The sequence below is a fragment of the Ensifer sp. ENS06 genome, from assembly GCF_014852205.1.
Lineage (GTDB): Bacteria > Pseudomonadota > Alphaproteobacteria > Rhizobiales > Rhizobiaceae > Ensifer > Ensifer adhaerens.
The window spans coordinates 1,066,956-1,081,666 of record NZ_JACVBC010000001.1 but is presented as its reverse complement, the minus strand read 5'-3'; the positions used below and the strand labels follow the sequence as shown (position 1 = coordinate 1,081,666).

The following is a 14,711-nucleotide window of genomic DNA, read 5'->3' as shown; positions in this document are numbered from 1 at the left end:
ACATTCTGGAAACGGAACTGCAAGACGTGATAGTTGTATTTGCAGACTTTCTCAATTCAGAGCGAACCGACCACAAGCCTCAGCCGGCAGACCTTGCAACGGCTCAGAAGCGGTTGCCCGCTTCAGTATCGATAACGGCAGGCACGGAACAGAAGATCACTATCTCGAATAGGGCGGGACCCGCTTGGAACGATCTCGCATAGTCGTCATCGCCAGTATCCTGGCCGCCCTCGGCGCGATCCTGCCGATGCTTGCGGCCTACTATCTTTCCTGGTCGATCGCCGTGCGCGGCGAACAGGCCCGGCTCGCCCACCTGGCCGACTATGCCATCATGCGCGCAGACGCCGCGCTCGGAGAAGCGTCCCGGGCGCTGAAGACGGCCGACCGGTTCGACATGCCGCCATGCATGGCCACGCATATCGCAGCCTTGCGCTCCCTCGTCGTCAACACGACCGCCATCGAGGATATCGGCTACTTCGAGAACGGGTTGCTCAGATGCACCTCGTGGGGTTACCCGCCGCGTCGGCTCACCCGCTCGCCGCCTGCCGATTTCTTTGCGAGCAACGGCGTCGAAGTCATCCCGCGGATGTATCCGACAATCAGCACCGGCGCGCCCATGACGGCGTTCCGGTATCGTTCCTACACGGTGCTGACCAACCCGGTCCGGTTCGTCGACGTGATCGCCGAGCCCGGCACCCGGCTTGCAGTCGCCACCAAAAACGGCGTGCTGGTCAGCACCCTCAACGATCCTGACCCGTCGCTGACGGAACGGCTCGCCGATCTTCCGAAGACCGGCAGCAATGCCGAGGACCTGTTTGCAACATCACGGGACGCCGACTGGATCGCCGTTGCCACTGCGCCCAGCATCGCCATTCTCAGCGACATGGATCGGGAACGCCTGCTGCTCCTGCCAGTCGGGGCGCTGGTCGCGGCGCTGATGGTCGGGCTTGTCGTCTGGCTATCCCGGCGTCGTCTGTCGCCGCTTGGCGAGCTTTCGATTGCCGTGCAGCGGCGCGAGTTCATTGTGCACTACCAGCCGCTGATCGAGCTCAAGAGCGGCATCTGCGTCGGCGCGGAGGCGTTGGTGCGATGGCGGCGCCCCGATGGGCAGATGGTCCGGCCAGATCTCTTCATCCCTCTTGCGGAAGAAAACGGACTGATCGAGGAAATCACCGATCAGGTCCTCTATGCGACGATCGCCGAATTGAAGAGCGTGCTCGTCGCCGACCGCTCGCTGCACATCGCGATCAACCTCGCCGCCGACGACCTGAAATCCGGACGCATCCTGCCGGTAATGGAGGCGGCGCTTCGAAACACCGGCGTACTTACAGAACAGATCTGGCTGGAGGCAACCGAACGCGGCTTCATGGACGTCAAATCCGCCCGGGCGACGATAGAGGAGGCGCGCCGGCGTGGCCACTCCGTGGCCATCGACGACTTCGGCACCGGCTATTCGAGCCTGCAATACCTGCAGGAGCTACCGCTCGATGCGCTGAAGATCGACAAGTCGTTCATCGATACGGTCGGCACCGATTCGGCCACCAGCTCGATCACGCCGCATATCATCGACATCGCCAATTCGCTCGATCTCTACATCGTCGCCGAGGGGATCGAGCGGCAGGAACAGGCCGACTATCTCATTGGGCGCGGCGTGCAATACGGCCAGGGCTGGCTGTTCTCCAAGGCGCTGCCGGCGGCCGAGTTCATTGCCTTCTACAATGACAGCAAACGCAGGCTCGGGGCCGGGCCGGCGGTGATCCGCCGCGAAATCGCTTGAGGCCCTTCACGCGGACGCGGCCTGGTGATGTTTGCGCGCGCGGTCCTGCATTCCTATATAGTCGCCGCAACGACAGGAGACTTTCATGACGACCGTAAAGACGCCGAAGGTGGTGAAAACCGATGCGGAGTGGCGGGCACAGCTCTCGCCGGAGCAGTATCGCGTCACGCGACAGCACGGCACCGAGCGTCCGTTCACTGGTCCGTTCCTCAACAACAAACAGACGGGCACCTACGAATGCGTCTGTTGCGGCCGGGCGCTGTTTCGCTCCGACACCAAGTTCGATTCCGGTTGCGGCTGGCCGAGCTACTTCGCCGCGGTCGACGATCAGGCGATCCGCGAGATCGAGGACCGCTCCCATTTCATGGTGCGCACGGAAATCCGCTGCGCCGATTGCGATGCGCATCTCGGCCACGTCTTTCCCGACGGCCCGCCGCCGACGGGGCTCCGCTATTGCCTGAACGGCCATGCCATGACGTTTACCGAGGATTGACACCGGGGCGCGGAAGGAGTGGCATGGGTGCTGTTCCGCCGGGAACGGCACCATGGCGCAAACGGCGCTAGAAGCAATAGATCGAGCAAGCGAGAGGAGGTCCGCATGCTACGCATCCTGACTGCCCTCGCCTTGCTGCTCCCCTCCGCCCTGACGGCGGCGGCGGCCGAGGATTGGGTTCCCTACGCCAACGCACGCTTTGGCTACGTGCTCGACATTCCCCCCGGGTTCGAACTGCAGAGCCAGGGCGACAATGGCGATGGCGCGAGTTTTCACGCCAACGACAACGGCGCGACCCTTTCGGTCTTCGGCAGCACACTCATGGACGGTGACTTCGAGACCGACGTCAACGACCGCATGGGCTACGAGCGGGAGGGTGACTGGCGGATTTCCTATTCGCGTGTGACGGCCGCCTGGGCGAGTTTTTCGGGCGCGCGCGGTAACGAAGTGTTCTACACCCGCGCGATCGCGCTCTGTGACGGCAGTGCCGCCTATTTCCGCCTGCAGTACCGCAAGACCCGGCTCACCAGCTTCGATGGCGTGATTTCGCGCATGGCGGAGGCGTTGAGACCTTCAGAAGGTTGCCAGCATCCACCGGTCGCCGCGGCCGCCGGCGAAGCGCCAAACTGATCCCCGCTCAGGACGCGGCGCTGAAACAGGTCAGCACGGCCGAATAGTGTACCGCCGCTCCGGTTACGACGAAGCCATGCCAGATGGCGTTCTGGAAGCGCAGCTTTTCCCACACATGGAAGATCACGCCGGCAGAATAGATGATACCGCCGATCAGGATCAGCACGAGCGTCGTTGCCGTCAGCGCCGACAGCAGCGGGCCAACCGCGAGCACGCCGCTCCAGCCCATGGCGAGATAGAGCAGGATCGCCAGCCGGTCGAAGCGGCCGGGGAAGAAGCACTTGATGGCAACGCCAAGGCCGGCGATAGCCCAGATGCCGATCAGCATCACGAACAGGAAGGGATCATCGAGGCCGCGCTGCAGGAAGGGCGTATAGGTCGCGGCGATCAGTACGAAGATCGAGGAATGGTCGAAGCGGCGCAGGAACCACTTGGTGCGTGAAACCGGATAGAGGTTGTAAAGAAACGAGATCGAGAGCGTCGCGAGCAGTCCCGCGCCATAGACGGCGGCGGCGGCAAGCTGGCCGGTCGTGCTCCACAGCGTTGCGTAGAAGATCAGCGCGGTCACGCCAACCAAGGCAGCCGCCAGGCCGATGCCGTGGACGATGCCGTCGGCAATCAGTTCCGAACGGTCATAGTTCCATTTGACGCCTGCGAATTCCACGTCTTCCCTCTCCCCGAGCCTTTTCTTCTCCGGCGGCGCGCATGCCCCGTCGCACCGCAACGTTTCCACCATCCTGCCACAAGGCCGCGCCGCGGCAAAGAAGCAGGGACGTGGCAAAAGCATCAACTTTTGCAACGCATTACAACAATCGCATGACCAGTCTGAGAAGTTTGACGGGAGACTTGCCGAAGGCCACGGCGATGACCACATGAACGGCCGAAGGATGCGATCGGGAGGATCATCATGTCAGTCTTGCGTAGCCCTCAGCCGGATCAGGCGGCCGCGCTCAGCGACCTCTGCCTGCGATCGAAGGCCGTTTGGGGTTATGACCCCGCCTTCCTTGAGGCATGCCGGGCGGCTTTGACGCTCACCGCCGACGACTGGATGGATTCGGACCTTCAAGTCGCCATGGAGGGCGAGCGCATCCTCGGTCTGGCGCAGGTCCGCGGGAGCGGACAGGTGGTCGAACTGGACAAGCTGTTCATCGAGCCGGAAGCACGGGCGGCAGGCATTGGCCGGCAGCTTTTCGACTGGTGCGTCGCAGCCGCCCGCAAGCGCGGCGCAACGGTCATGACGATCGATGCGGATCCCGGCGCTGCCGACTTTTACCGCCGCGTGGGCGCGGTCGATGACGGGGTCGTCGCGTCGAGCGTGATCCCCGGGCGGTTCCTTCCCCGACTGAAAGTGGATTTGGCGAGCGGTCCGACCGCCTGACGTCAACGCCCGCCGCGGGCGACCTCGGCCGCGCACTCCTGACAGAGTGGCGCATGAGGCACAGCCTGCAGGCGCGCCGCCGAAATCGGCAGGCCGCAGCGCACGCAGGTTCCGAAGGTGCCGGCGGCGATCCGATCGAGCGCGGCATCGATCGCGCGGATCTCCTCCTGGCCCGCAAGGCCAAGGCCTTCGAGAACCTCGTCCCCTTCCCGCTCGGTCACCCGGTCCGGGACATCAGCGTTCATCGGCTCATCGAGATCGTGCTCGATCCTGACCAGACGCCCCTGCAGCTCCGCCTTGCGGCGTGTCAGGCGGTCGTGAAAGTCGTCAAGCCCATGTTTGTCCATCTGAAGACTCCTTGGCGGTGGCGGCGCGAAGGTCTCGCGCCGCATGCGCTCTTGTTGTTCGTGGCTTACCGGTCGACGAGAACGGCGCAGGGGCAATGGCTGACGACCCGGCTTGCCGTCGATCCGATGAAGTAGTCGATGAGACCCGGCCGATGGGACGCGATGATGACGAGATCGGCGTTTTCTTCGCTGGCAAGGGCGTTAATGGTGCCGGCGGCCCCGCCGGTGCGGATTTCGATGCGGCCCTTGATCCCATGCTTCGTTTTGAGCGCCTCGAGCGTCTTTAACGCCTGCTTTCGGGATTCCTCGACCATCTCCAGCGGGAAATCCACGATCATGTAGCCTTGCGCATAGGCGTTCAGATCCTCGACGACGTTCAGCAGGATAATCTCGCCCCCCTCATCGATCAGCTTTTCGGCAATGCCGAGCACGGACTCGCCGTGTTCGAGCTGATCCATGGCAATCGGGACGATGATCTTCTTGTACATGCTGTACTCCTTCTGTTGCCCACGCGGATCGCCAGGCTGTTGCCACAGGCCAATCCCTCGTCTCAAGATTGCGCCTCGACGGCATCTTCGGCTTTGATTGAAATCAAATCGAAAGCGCTGCGCGCGCATGGCCCCACTCGAAATGAGGTAGGGCGACGACAACCACTGTCAACGCGCGTCGAACACAACATCAAGTGACTGACAGGCTTCCGTGAACGAACGAGGCGGCCCATATTCCCAACAGTTTCGATGAAACTGAAACGACGAACCGGCCGTAGCTTCGATGCCAAGGAGACAGACATGACCTCGCAGGAGACTTTCGACATGCCAACCGACCATGCGCTTGCCATGCCCGCGCATGTCGAGCATGCGCATCTGGTCGTCCAGGATCTGCCGGCCGTGTCCGCCTGGTATCAGAAGATCATGGGCCTGAGCCCGATCGAAGCGAGCAAGAGCGGCGAGACGCTGGGCGTCAATGGCCATCCGCTGCTGACCCTGACGACCGAAGGCAACGCCGCGCGGGCGCCACGCAACGCGCCTGGCCTCTTCCACAACGCCTTTCTTGTTCCGAGCCGCGAAGAACTCGGCCGCTGGCTCGCCCATATCGCGCACAACAATATCAGGCTGCAGGGCGCGTCCGACCACCTGGTCAGCGAGGCGATTTACCTCGCCGATCCGGAAGGCAACGGCATCGAAGTCTATCGCGACCGGCCGCGGAGCGAATGGACGTTTAAGCCGGATGGGACCGTCGGCATGGATACGCTGCCGCTCGATCTGCAGGCGCTCTACGACGAAGCACCCAAGGACAATTGGGGCGGCATGGCGGACGGGACGGCCATCGGCCATATCCATCTGCAGGTGTCCGATATTCCTCAGGCCGATGCTTTCTTCCGCGACGTGCTGGGCCTGGGGCTGATGGCACGCTATCCCGGCGCGAGCTTCTTCGGCGCGGGCAAGTACCACCATCACGTCGCCGCCAATGTCTGGAACTCGCGGGGTGCGCCGAAGCGCGAAGGCCACATGACCGGACTTTCGGATTATACGATCCAGTACAAGGAGCCGGGCGAGCTCACAGCGGCGCTCGCAAAGCTCGATACGCTGGAAATCGCTGTGAGCCGCAACGGCAATGGCCACAGCCTCGTCGACCCCTGGGGCATCGGCCTCAAGCTCGTCGCCTGATCCTCTCTCCCAGGCCACAGGCGCCTTTGCGCCAGTGGCAAACTTGCCGGCCGCAGCCGCCTCAGGCGCTGCGGTCGTATTTTTGCTGGGCTTGCAGCACAGCCTCGATGTTCTCCTCCGCCCAGCGCGTCAGCGCCGCGACCGTCGAGGTCAGCGTGCGACCGAGCGGCGTGATCGCATATTCCACGGTCACCGGCACCGTCGCAAAGACGCTGCGGCTGACGAGCCCGTCCCGCTCCAGCTTCTTCAGGGTCTGCGACAGCACCTTCTGCGAGATGCCGTCGATCTCGCGCTTCAACTGGTTGAAGCGCACCGGCTGTTCATCGAGCTTTCCAAGCACCAGCACGGCCCATTTGTCGGCAAGCCTGTCCAGCACCAGGCGGGTCGGACAGGTCTGGATATAGACGTCGTACTCCATCGGGCACCCCATCGCGGTTTCCGGGCGGAAACCATGTCACCAAAAACTGCCTCCTTTACAGCATTTTCCCGGACCAATATCCAGTATCCATCCGCAACATGGTTTCATTTGGATACTTAGGAGAACGGTGATGGCAGGCAAGATTCTGGTTCTTGGATCGAACGGGACGATCGGCAGCAAGGTGGTACGGGCGCTGGTCGCGCGTGGCGAAACGGTCAGGGCTGCGTCCCGAAAGGCGACAGCCGTTGATGGCGCGGAAGCCGTCGCCTTCGACTACGAGGATGCCACGACCTTTGGCCCGGCGCTCGACGGCGTCGACCGCCTGTTCGTTCTGACACCGGCGGGATATCTCGACCCGGTCGGGCTGGTCGGACCGATCATGGCCGCCGCTGCCGCGCGCGGCATCAAGGTCGTGCTGATGACCGTCATCGGCGTCGATGCGGACGACAACATCCCCTATCGCCAACTTGAGCTGCAGCTCGAGAAAACCGGAACACCCTTCGTCATCCTCCGGCCAAACTGGTTCTCCGACAATTTCCAGAGCTACTGGATCGAGGGTATCCGCCACGGCGCGATCGCGTTTCCGGCGGCCGAAGGCAGGACGAGCTTCATCGATACACGCGACATTGCCGAAAGCATCGTGGCAGCGTTGACCAGCGAAGCCTTCAACGGCCGCGCCTTCAACCTCACCGGGCCGGAAGCGCTGAGCTACGGCGAGGCGGCAGCGATCCTGTCACGCGTGACCGTTAAGCCCATCGCCTACACGCCTATCGATGACGAGACCTTCGTCGGCGTGCTGGTCGGCGCCGGGGTGCCCGAGGACTACGCCCGCTTCCTCGCGTCGATCTTCCATCCCGTGCGCGAAGGCTGGGTGGAAAACCCTACCGGCGACGTAAAGATATTGACAGGCCACGAGCCGCGTAGCCTGGAAACCTACGCCAAGGACAATGCCGAGGCTCTCAGGGCCTGACCTAACCCGGACGATGGCCGCTCGTTCCCGCGCGGGCGGCCTGCGTCAACACGCCGCTGGATAGTTCCCAGACAACCGATCAATAAACTTGAGTATTATACTCACATATTTTAACCGCATGCCCAATCGGCCTCGCCCAAGGTCGCATTCATGCGGAGTTAATAATATGAAAAATAAGAATTTTCTTGCGGCTGCCCTGGCGAGCAGCACCCTTCTTTCGAGCCCCGCGCTGGCGGTGGATTTTCGTCCGCAGGCGGAAATCGAAGGCGGCTTCTTCAGCGGCGGGTCAGCTGCCGGCGGCGGCTTTTTCCTCCCCTTCGTGCTCGATTCGGGCGATGCGATTTTCATCGATACACGCGGGGCCATTGCCAACGATTCCGTCCGCCAGGGCTCCGTCGGCGTGGGCTATCGTTTCCGCGCCAACGACCAATGGGTCATCGGCGGCTACGGCTACTACGACTATCTGAAGAGCGACCACGGCAACGCCTTCAGCCAGCTGTCCTTCGGCCTCGAGGCGCTCAGCGGTGACCTCGAAATGCGCAGCAACTTCTATCTGCCTTTGACCGGCGCCAAGACGCTGAGCGCCTTCAATGCCGCCTATGTGCGCGACCACGTGCTCGTCTTCCAGGAAGGCAAGGAACGGGCGCGACGCGGCATCGACGCCGAAATCGGCGGGCGCCTGCCTGTCTTTGCGGAAGACTCCAACGTTCAGCTGAAGGTTTTCGGCGGCAGCTACTGGTATGGCGGCCGCAACCTCGGCGACATGTTCGGCGCCAAGCTGCGTGCGGAACTGACCTTTGCCGACCTGCCGGGCCTTTCCGAGGGATCGACCGTCTCGCTCGGCGTGACCGGCACCTATGACAACGAGGACAAGCTGAAGGGCGCCGTCATGGCACGGCTGCGCATCCCGTTCGGCGCGACCGGCTCGACCGCCGACGCCTTCGATCCGATGACCCAGCGTGTCGAGCGCGCCACCCGCATCCGCACCCATGCGGGCGCCACCGGCGATGTCGAGGCCGCGCAGCTTGCCGGCACCGGCCGTAACGCCGGCCGGGTGGTGACCGTTTCCTCGGCTTCCGGCAATGCCTCCGACATCAACGCCCTGATCGGGGCTGCCGGCGCCGACGCGCTGATCCTCGCGGACGGCAACCTCGGTCTCGACCGCACACTCGCGCTCGGCAACGACCAGACACTCCTTGGCGGCGGCGGCGCAATTGCCGTTAGCGGCGCGCGCAGCGGCGCGACCGCAACCTTCGTCAATCAGGGTGCGGCCACCACGATCACCGGCTACAACCCGGCCCAGGACGTGATTGCCATGGCGTCCGGCGGTACCATCTCGTCGCTTTCGGTCCGCGGCGGCCTAGCCGGCATTTCGGCCACGAACGCCGCAGATGTCACCGTCGACAAGGTCGACATTGCCGCCACCAACCACGACGGCATTCGCTTCACGCGCGTTAATGGCGCGCTGGTTCAGGACAGCCGCATCCACGACCTCTACATTTGCGAGAACAACACGACCTGCGAATTCTCGATCTACAACCCCAACAAGGCGCCCTATGCCGCCGTCAGCTCCGTCGGCAGCCGAAACGTGACGGTGCGCGACACTGTCATCGACAAGGTCACCTATGGGGTCTTTGCCGGCGGCGAGTTCAGGAAGGTCGGACGGACAGACTACGAACTGGTCACCGGCACGCAGAACGTCACGCTCGACAACGTGACGATCAGCAACTCCCGCCGCGAAGGCGTGCTGCTCGTCGCCGGCAAGGATGTCAGGCTCAACCGTGTAACGGTCGACAATGCCAAGCAGGACCGGGACATGGATCTCGTTGTGCTGCAGGGCACCTCCAACGTCGCGATCAACAACATGCGGCTCTTTGGCGGCATCAACGGTCTGATGCTGGTCTCGAGCCCGAACCTCGATGCGACGACCACCAACGTCAACGTCAAGGGACTGACCGTCGACGGTACCCGCAACGCCGGCATCTTCTTCAATCCCGTCTCCGGGATTTCGCTCGAGGACGTCAAGGTAACGAATGCCGGCACCTATGGCGCCTTCATCTACGGCAACGAGTTCGAGTTCCTTGGAGGACCGGTGCGCGACGTCGTGCTGAAGAACATGACCGTCGACAAAGCCGGCAAGGCGGGCCTCTACTTCTCGGGCCCGACCGAAGACATCACCGGCAATGTCAGCGTGAGCAACACGCCGAAGGATTGCCTGCTCGACAACGGCTGGTCGGCCGGGACGATCACCCAGTCGCCGGGTTCGGTGCTGACCGTCAACGGCGTCAAGCTCGATCAGGGCAACGCCGCGGCCCGTTGCCGCTGATAGCCGAAGCCACGCCCGGGTGACCGGGCGTGGCTCTTTTGTCCGGTTTGCTTCGCCGCGCGATCTATACCGGGCGTCGGCATTCGAAGGTGACGACATGGTCACCGTCCCTTGGAGCACGGCCGAAGGTATAATCGCCGGAAACGACGATATCGGCGAAACCGGCTGCCTGCAGCGTCAGCAGCATTTCCTGAACGCCCCACCAGCGCATGGTGAAGAATTCAAGCTCGCTCGACGCCAGCCGTCCCTCCTGCCAGAGGTCGTAGCGCAGGTGCGAAACGGTCGTCTGGCCGAGGATGTCGGTCCTCACCCGCTGACTGGTCAGGGTCAAAAGGTCGCCCGCCTCCGTTTGCCAACTGCGGATATTCGGCTGCAGGTCGGCGACCATGTCGCCCGGGTAAAGATCGAAGATCAACCGACCACCCGGCGCCAGGTGATCGTAAAAGCGCTTCAGCACGGCTGATGCCGCTGCATGGTCGGCGATCAGCTGCAACGAACCGGCGGGCACGACAATCGCATCGAAGCGCTTTGCATAGGTGAAGGTCTCGAAGGTCTGGCGAGACAGGGCCGGCGCCAAGTCGCGGCCGGCGCATTGGGCGAGGCAATAGTCGAGCATGTCCTGCGAGGCATCAAACCCGCAGACATCGAAACCGGCCTCCAGCAACGGGATCAGCGCTCGGCCGTTGCCGACGGCTGGTTCGAGGATCGGCCCACGATAGCCGTCCAGCCTCTGCCGATAATACTCGATGTCGCCGAAGGACCTTCCAATATATTTGTCTAAATTATAAACATGAGAGGCAAGTCTGCCATAGGTATTGTTCACGATACCTCTGCTCCCGATAAAACAAAGCAACGCTGTGCTTTATACGGGAGTATGCGACCAGGGCTGTTGTTTGCCAGCCACGCCGACGCTTTATCGTCACCGCCCAAACGTGTCAGAAGCGCGCCGGCCGGATGAACTTGCCGTAAACCCAGCCCTCCTGCCAGTTTCCGCTGCGCTGCGGATCGTGCCAGATCTGGCACCAGGTGGCCCGCACGGCCTGGCGCTGGGCGGAAGCCGACCAGCGGGCGATGCGCTTGAGATCGACGCCGTTCATGCAGCGGCCGGTCATCTGCAGTTTCGTGCCGTTGGGATAGCCGCGCGGATCGCCGAGGAGGAGGATGGCCAGGCGCGCGCGTTGAGCACGTCGTTCCAGTCGACCCCAGACACTTCCCAGGCGACAAATGTGCTTGCGGTAGCGGGAAGTGCGGCGGAGAGCGCCCCGGCCAGAATGGCGGTCTGCACCAGCTTGTTCAACATGCCCATCTCCTTGCCCCTTGATCAGACCGCCAGTCGTTGCGGCAGAAAACAGAATGCGACCCCTCGGCTGAATTGCAACTGAATGGATTTTCACGGCGAGAGCGCCCCTTATCCCATGACGACGTGGGGCGAAGCCGCCCGTCCCGGTTTTCCGGGACGGGGTCTTGTCAGCCCGGCAGGCGGCAGACGACGCCGACCAGCCGCGCGACCACGGGGCGGACCATGAGCACGCAGATGAAGGCGACGGGCATGGCGAGCGCGTAGGAACCGAGCACGCGGGCCGGGTAGCCGGCGTCGATGCCGGTGTTGACGCCGACGATGACGCAGCACATCAGGAACGCCATGATCGCCGACATGAAGAAGGCGAAGGCAACGGGGGCCGCACGCGGCGGCAGCTTGCGGCTGCGCGCGAGCCGCGGCGCCGATAGGGTGTCTTCCATCAGAAGTCTCCTGGTTTGATCGAGGGGACCACCCCCTCGTTTCTGGCCGCACTATACGGATCGCGTCGCAGCCAAGTAGGCCATTGCAGCCTTGTTCAGAAACAGGCAAAACCATCGAATAGATGTTTCTATTCGATGGTTTGGGTTATGGACACTTTGCGCGGCGTCGAGAGTTTCGTCAGGAGCGTCGAGGAAGGCAGCATCGCCGCGGCGGCACGAAAGCTCGGGATTACACCCGCTTCCGCGAGCCAGAACATCGCCCGCCTGGAGCGAACGCTCGGCAGCCGGCTGCTCAGCCGCACCACGCGCCAGTTGGGCCTGACCGAGAGCGGGCGGATTTACTACGAGAGGGTGCGCGGCGTCGTACACGAGCTGGAGCTTGCAGCCGCCGCCGTTTCGGCACTCAGCACCGAGCCGCGCGGGCCGCTCAAGATCGCCTCATCCGTCGCCTTCGGTCGTCATGTGGTGGCGCCGCTCGTCCCCTCCTTCGCCGCCCGGTATCCGGATGTCTCGATCGAGCTCGTCGTCACCGACCGCGAGATCGATCATATCGGCGAAGGCATCGACATCAGCGTGCGCTTCGGCCTGCAGCTCGAACAGGGGCTGATTGCCCGCAAGCTTGCCTCCGTGCCGATGATCATCTGTGCAGCCCCCTCCTATCTGGAGCGACGCGGCCGCCCGCAGCAACCCGAAGATCTCGTGCACCACGATTGCCTCGTCTACCGCTATGCGGGGCATGGCCGGATCTTTCGCTGGGCGTTTACCCGCGACGGCCTGCGCTTCGAGCCGGAACTGAAGGCGACGATCGTCAGCAACGATATCGACACGCTCGCCGAGATGGCGATCGCCGGCGCCGGCATCACCCGGCTCGGCGCCTTCATCGCAGCGCCGCTGATCAAACGCGGGCTGGTGGTGCCGCTGTTCGGCGAACTGCCGCAGGAGGGATTGGCCAGCACCGACCACGAGCCCTTCGATTTCTATGCCTGCTTTGCCGACCGCCAGGCGCAAACGCCGAAGGTGCGCGCGTTCATCGAGCATGCGGTGCAGAGCCTGAAGGGGCGCTGGTAGGTCTTACCCACCGGTGACCGGGACCGGAGCGGCAGCCGTTTCCTTGCGCACGACCTCGACGCCTCGCCGCTGCTTCAGCCGATAGCCGACCTCGACGATGGCATGGATGGCCGGGATGAACTCCGCGCCGAGCTCACTGAGGCTGTATTCCACGGAAGGCGGCGACGTCGGCATGATCCGCCGCTCGACAGCACCCTTTTCCTCAAGTTCCTTCAACCGAGTGCTCAGCACCTTTGCCGAAATACCGGGCACGTCGATCCTCAGTTCACTGAAGCGGCGCGGCCCGGCGCTCAAGGACCAGAGGATGTTCGGCGTCCATGCGCCGCCGAGTAGCACCATGCACTCGCCGACCGGGCAGTTCGGCGGCAAGGCCGCGGCCCGATTTTTCCGAATTTTCAAGCTCATGGGCAAAACTTTCCAGTTACCGCGGGGAAACCGGAAAGGTAGGTAACATAAGGTTATCTGATATACAAAGGTTACCGCTTCCGCTTAGGTTCCGCCGTCCTCGACAAACGGACAATCATTTCAGAAGGAACCAGATGATGAAGCTCTATTACGCCCCCGGCGCCTGTTCGCTTTCCCCCCATATCAGCCTGCACGAGGCCGGTGCCGATTTCGAGATCGTCCGGGTCGATACCAAGACTCATCGCACCGAGACCGGTGCGGATTACAAGGCGGTCAACCCCAAGGGCTACGTACCGGCGCTGGTGCTGGAAAGCGGCGAGGTCGTTACCGAAGGTGCTGCTGTGGTGCAGTACATCGCCGATCGCTTTCCGGCGGCGAAACTTGCGCCTGAAAACGGCACGCTGGCGCGCACCCGCCTTCAGGAACAGTTGAACTTCATCTCATCGGAACTGCACAAGGCCTTCTCGCCGCTGTTCGACCCGACCGCATCCCCCGATGCAAAGGAGGCAGCCACGCTGCAGGTGGCGAAACGCTTGACCCATGTCGAAAGCCTGCTCGCGGACGGGCGCCCTTACCTGCTCGGGGAGGTCTTCTCCGTCGCCGACGCCTATCTCTTCACGGTCGTCAACTGGAGCAGCGGCACCGGGATCGCGCTCACGCAATGGCCGCATCTCGCAGCCTACATGCAACGGATCGGCACACGTCCTGCCGTGCGCAGCGCAATGCAGGCGGAAGGCCTGGTCGCGGCATGAGCGCGTCACCGAAGGATCCGCAGTTCGCAGCCATCGTCCACGTCCTGCAACGCTACTTCGACGGGCTCTATCGCAGCGACACCGACATTCTCAGGCAAGTCTTCCACCCGAAGGCGCTCTATGCCACCGCAACGGACGGAACCCTGCTCGAACTCGACATGAACAGGTACTTTCCGATCGTCGAAAAACGTCCCTCGCCCGAAAGCCGAGACGAAGCGCGCATCGACCGTATTCTTTCCATTGAGTTCGCAGGCCCCGTAACCGCATTTGCCAAGGTGCAATGCGCCATCGGCGAGAAGGCCTTCACCGACTTTTTGTCCCTGGTCTTTCTTGACGGCCGCTGGCAGATCATCGCCAAGGTCTTCCATTACGACATCGCATCCGCGCAATAGGAGAAGCTTGTGCCCTACGTAAACATCAAGATAACCCGCGAGGGTGCAACCCCCGAGCAGAAAGCAACCCTGATCAAGGGCGTCACCGATCTGCTTCACACCGTGCTCAACAAGGATCCGGCCACCACCTTCGTTGTCATCGACGAAGTGGCGCTCGAAGACTGGGGCGTCGGTGGATTGCCGGTTGATGCGTACCGGCGAAAGGTCGGCGAAAAATCGTAGCAACACGCTGCCCCTACCCACCACGATGGAAGGGGCAGCAGCCCACCCGATGCCGCGGTGATCCGCGCGTAGCTCGATTGCGCTTGATCGCTTTCGACAGGGTCTCTATCTCATTGTCTCCCGCCG

At 62.9% G+C, this 14,711-nt stretch carries 20 protein-coding genes; 11 read left to right on the top strand and 9 right to left on the bottom strand.

What is annotated here, in order from left to right; genetic code table 11:
* The first annotated feature begins 184 nt into the window (after positions 1-184).
* The 3 genes from IB279_RS05370 (at position 185) to IB279_RS05360 (ending at position 2,900) form a co-directional block, all read left to right on the top strand.
* Entirely contained in the window at positions 185-1,777 is a 1,593-nt protein-coding gene (locus tag IB279_RS05370; protein ID WP_246801854.1) for an EAL domain-containing protein, read from the top strand.
* Between the two features lie 85 nt (positions 1,778-1,862).
* On the top strand, positions 1,863-2,270 hold the full coding sequence (msrB, locus tag IB279_RS05365) for a peptide-methionine (R)-S-oxide reductase MsrB (protein ID WP_060516222.1): 408 nt from the start codon (positions 1,863-1,865) through the stop codon (positions 2,268-2,270).
* Positions 2,271-2,375: 105 nt separating this feature from the next.
* Positions 2,376-2,900, top strand: a complete 525-nt coding sequence (locus IB279_RS05360) for a hypothetical protein (protein ID WP_049811034.1) — start codon at positions 2,376-2,378, stop codon at positions 2,898-2,900.
* Between the two features lie 7 nt (positions 2,901-2,907).
* Here IB279_RS05360 and IB279_RS05355 read toward each other — a convergent pair whose 3' ends face one another.
* Positions 2,908-3,564, bottom strand: a complete 657-nt coding sequence (locus IB279_RS05355; protein ID WP_029742916.1) for a hemolysin III family protein — start codon at positions 3,562-3,564, stop codon at positions 2,908-2,910.
* A gap of 243 nt (positions 3,565-3,807) precedes the next feature.
* On the opposite strand from IB279_RS05355, the gene IB279_RS05350 reads away from it, so the two are divergent.
* Complete coding sequence (locus tag IB279_RS05350) at positions 3,808-4,278, top strand: GNAT family N-acetyltransferase (RefSeq protein WP_192339118.1); 471 nt, start codon at positions 3,808-3,810, stop codon at positions 4,276-4,278.
* Between the two features lie 2 nt (positions 4,279-4,280).
* Here the strand turns inward: IB279_RS05350 and IB279_RS05345 are convergent, their stop codons facing one another.
* Positions 4,281-4,625: a TraR/DksA C4-type zinc finger protein gene (locus IB279_RS05345; RefSeq protein ID WP_029742914.1), complete on the bottom strand. Its 345-nt coding sequence runs from the start codon at positions 4,623-4,625 to the stop codon at positions 4,281-4,283.
* Between the two features lie 65 nt (positions 4,626-4,690).
* Positions 4,691-5,113 carry a universal stress protein gene (locus IB279_RS05340; RefSeq protein ID WP_029742913.1) on the bottom strand — a complete coding sequence of 141 codons (423 nt, stop codon included), beginning with the start codon at positions 5,111-5,113 and terminating at the stop codon, positions 4,691-4,693.
* Between the two features lie 300 nt (positions 5,114-5,413).
* Between IB279_RS05340 and IB279_RS05335 the strand changes: the two genes are divergently transcribed.
* Entirely contained in the window at positions 5,414-6,292 is an 879-nt protein-coding gene (locus IB279_RS05335; RefSeq protein ID WP_113188879.1) for a VOC family protein, read from the top strand.
* Positions 6,293-6,353: 61 nt separating this feature from the next.
* On the opposite strand, the gene IB279_RS05330 is transcribed toward IB279_RS05335, so the two are convergent.
* Positions 6,354-6,710 (bottom strand): helix-turn-helix domain-containing protein, encoded by a 357-nt coding sequence (locus tag IB279_RS05330; RefSeq protein WP_034789314.1) that lies wholly within the window; start codon positions 6,708-6,710, stop codon positions 6,354-6,356.
* 130 nt (positions 6,711-6,840) lie between these two features.
* Between IB279_RS05330 and IB279_RS05325 the strand changes: the two genes are divergently transcribed.
* Complete coding sequence (locus IB279_RS05325) at positions 6,841-7,680, top strand: SDR family oxidoreductase (RefSeq protein WP_192339117.1); 840 nt, start codon at positions 6,841-6,843, stop codon at positions 7,678-7,680.
* A gap of 166 nt (positions 7,681-7,846) precedes the next feature.
* Entirely contained in the window at positions 7,847-10,006 is a 2,160-nt protein-coding gene (locus IB279_RS05320; RefSeq protein WP_113187085.1) for an inverse autotransporter beta domain-containing protein, read from the top strand.
* A gap of 64 nt (positions 10,007-10,070) precedes the next feature.
* On the opposite strand, the gene IB279_RS05315 is transcribed toward IB279_RS05320, so the two are convergent.
* The 4 genes from IB279_RS05315 to IB279_RS05300 all read right to left on the bottom strand — a co-directional run bounded on the left by IB279_RS05315 (position 10,071) and on the right by IB279_RS05300 (position 11,746).
* Entirely contained in the window at positions 10,071-10,829 is a 759-nt protein-coding gene (locus tag IB279_RS05315; protein ID WP_113187084.1) for a trans-aconitate 2-methyltransferase, read from the bottom strand.
* Between the two features lie 112 nt (positions 10,830-10,941).
* Entirely contained in the window at positions 10,942-11,118 is a 177-nt protein-coding gene (locus IB279_RS05310) for a hypothetical protein (RefSeq protein WP_192339116.1), read from the bottom strand.
* Positions 11,115-11,306, bottom strand: coding sequence for a hypothetical protein (locus IB279_RS05305; RefSeq protein WP_192339115.1), 192 nt, complete (start codon positions 11,304-11,306; stop codon positions 11,115-11,117). Before IB279_RS05305 ends, IB279_RS05310 begins: the two co-directional genes overlap by 4 nt.
* 167 nt (positions 11,307-11,473) lie before the next feature.
* Entirely contained in the window at positions 11,474-11,746 is a 273-nt protein-coding gene (locus tag IB279_RS05300) for a DUF2798 domain-containing protein (RefSeq protein ID WP_112770413.1), read from the bottom strand.
* 147 nt (positions 11,747-11,893) lie between these two features.
* Here IB279_RS05300 and IB279_RS05295 point away from each other — a divergent pair, with 147 nt between their 5' ends.
* A complete protein-coding gene (locus tag IB279_RS05295) occupies positions 11,894-12,814 on the top strand; it encodes a LysR family transcriptional regulator (protein ID WP_162741109.1) in 921 nt (306 codons plus the stop codon).
* 3 nt (positions 12,815-12,817) lie between these two features.
* Here IB279_RS05295 and IB279_RS05290 read toward each other — a convergent pair whose 3' ends face one another.
* Positions 12,818-13,219 (bottom strand): helix-turn-helix domain-containing protein, encoded by a 402-nt coding sequence (locus IB279_RS05290; RefSeq protein WP_060584291.1) that lies wholly within the window; start codon positions 13,217-13,219, stop codon positions 12,818-12,820.
* Positions 13,220-13,353: 134 nt separating this feature from the next.
* On the opposite strand from IB279_RS05290, the gene gstA reads away from it, so the two are divergent.
* The 3 genes from gstA to IB279_RS05275 are packed head-to-tail and all read left to right on the top strand — an operon-like array spanning position 13,354 to position 14,585.
* Positions 13,354-13,971: a glutathione transferase GstA gene (gene gstA, locus IB279_RS05285; RefSeq protein WP_309139229.1), complete on the top strand. Its 618-nt coding sequence runs from the start codon at positions 13,354-13,356 to the stop codon at positions 13,969-13,971.
* A complete protein-coding gene (locus IB279_RS05280) occupies positions 13,968-14,363 on the top strand; it encodes a nuclear transport factor 2 family protein (protein WP_034789298.1) in 396 nt (131 codons plus the stop codon). The genes gstA and IB279_RS05280 overlap by 4 nt, the downstream gene beginning before the upstream one ends.
* A gap of 9 nt (positions 14,364-14,372) precedes the next feature.
* Complete coding sequence (locus tag IB279_RS05275) at positions 14,373-14,585, top strand: 4-oxalocrotonate tautomerase family protein (protein ID WP_060516229.1); 213 nt, start codon at positions 14,373-14,375, stop codon at positions 14,583-14,585.
* Positions 14,586-14,711: the final 126 nt, after the last annotated feature.

Coding starts and splice junctions, on each gene's coding strand:
- msrB (WP_060516222.1), top strand. CDS start 1,863: ATGACGACCGTAAAGACGCCGAAGGTGGTGAAAACCGATGCGGAGTGG.
- IB279_RS05360 (WP_049811034.1), top strand. CDS start 2,376: ATGCTACGCATCCTGACTGCCCTCGCCTTGCTGCTCCCCTCCGCCCTG.
- IB279_RS05350 (WP_192339118.1), top strand. CDS start 3,808: ATGTCAGTCTTGCGTAGCCCTCAGCCGGATCAGGCGGCCGCGCTCAGC.
- IB279_RS05345 (WP_029742914.1), bottom strand. CDS start 4,625: ATGGACAAACATGGGCTTGACGACTTTCACGACCGCCTGACACGCCGC.
- IB279_RS05340 (WP_029742913.1), bottom strand. CDS start 5,113: ATGTACAAGAAGATCATCGTCCCGATTGCCATGGATCAGCTCGAACAC.
- IB279_RS05335 (WP_113188879.1), top strand. CDS start 5,414: ATGACCTCGCAGGAGACTTTCGACATGCCAACCGACCATGCGCTTGCC.
- IB279_RS05330 (WP_034789314.1), bottom strand. CDS start 6,710: ATGGAGTACGACGTCTATATCCAGACCTGTCCGACCCGCCTGGTGCTG.
- IB279_RS05325 (WP_192339117.1), top strand. CDS start 6,841: ATGGCAGGCAAGATTCTGGTTCTTGGATCGAACGGGACGATCGGCAGC.
- IB279_RS05320 (WP_113187085.1), top strand. CDS start 7,847: ATGAAAAATAAGAATTTTCTTGCGGCTGCCCTGGCGAGCAGCACCCTT.
- IB279_RS05310 (WP_192339116.1), bottom strand. CDS start 11,118: ATGACCGGCCGCTGCATGAACGGCGTCGATCTCAAGCGCATCGCCCGC.
- IB279_RS05305 (WP_192339115.1), bottom strand. CDS start 11,306: ATGTTGAACAAGCTGGTGCAGACCGCCATTCTGGCCGGGGCGCTCTCC.
- IB279_RS05300 (WP_112770413.1), bottom strand. CDS start 11,746: ATGGAAGACACCCTATCGGCGCCGCGGCTCGCGCGCAGCCGCAAGCTG.
- IB279_RS05295 (WP_162741109.1), top strand. CDS start 11,894: ATGGACACTTTGCGCGGCGTCGAGAGTTTCGTCAGGAGCGTCGAGGAA.
- IB279_RS05290 (WP_060584291.1), bottom strand. CDS start 13,219: ATGAGCTTGAAAATTCGGAAAAATCGGGCCGCGGCCTTGCCGCCGAAC.
- gstA (WP_309139229.1), top strand. CDS start 13,354: ATGATGAAGCTCTATTACGCCCCCGGCGCCTGTTCGCTTTCCCCCCAT.
- IB279_RS05280 (WP_034789298.1), top strand. CDS start 13,968: ATGAGCGCGTCACCGAAGGATCCGCAGTTCGCAGCCATCGTCCACGTC.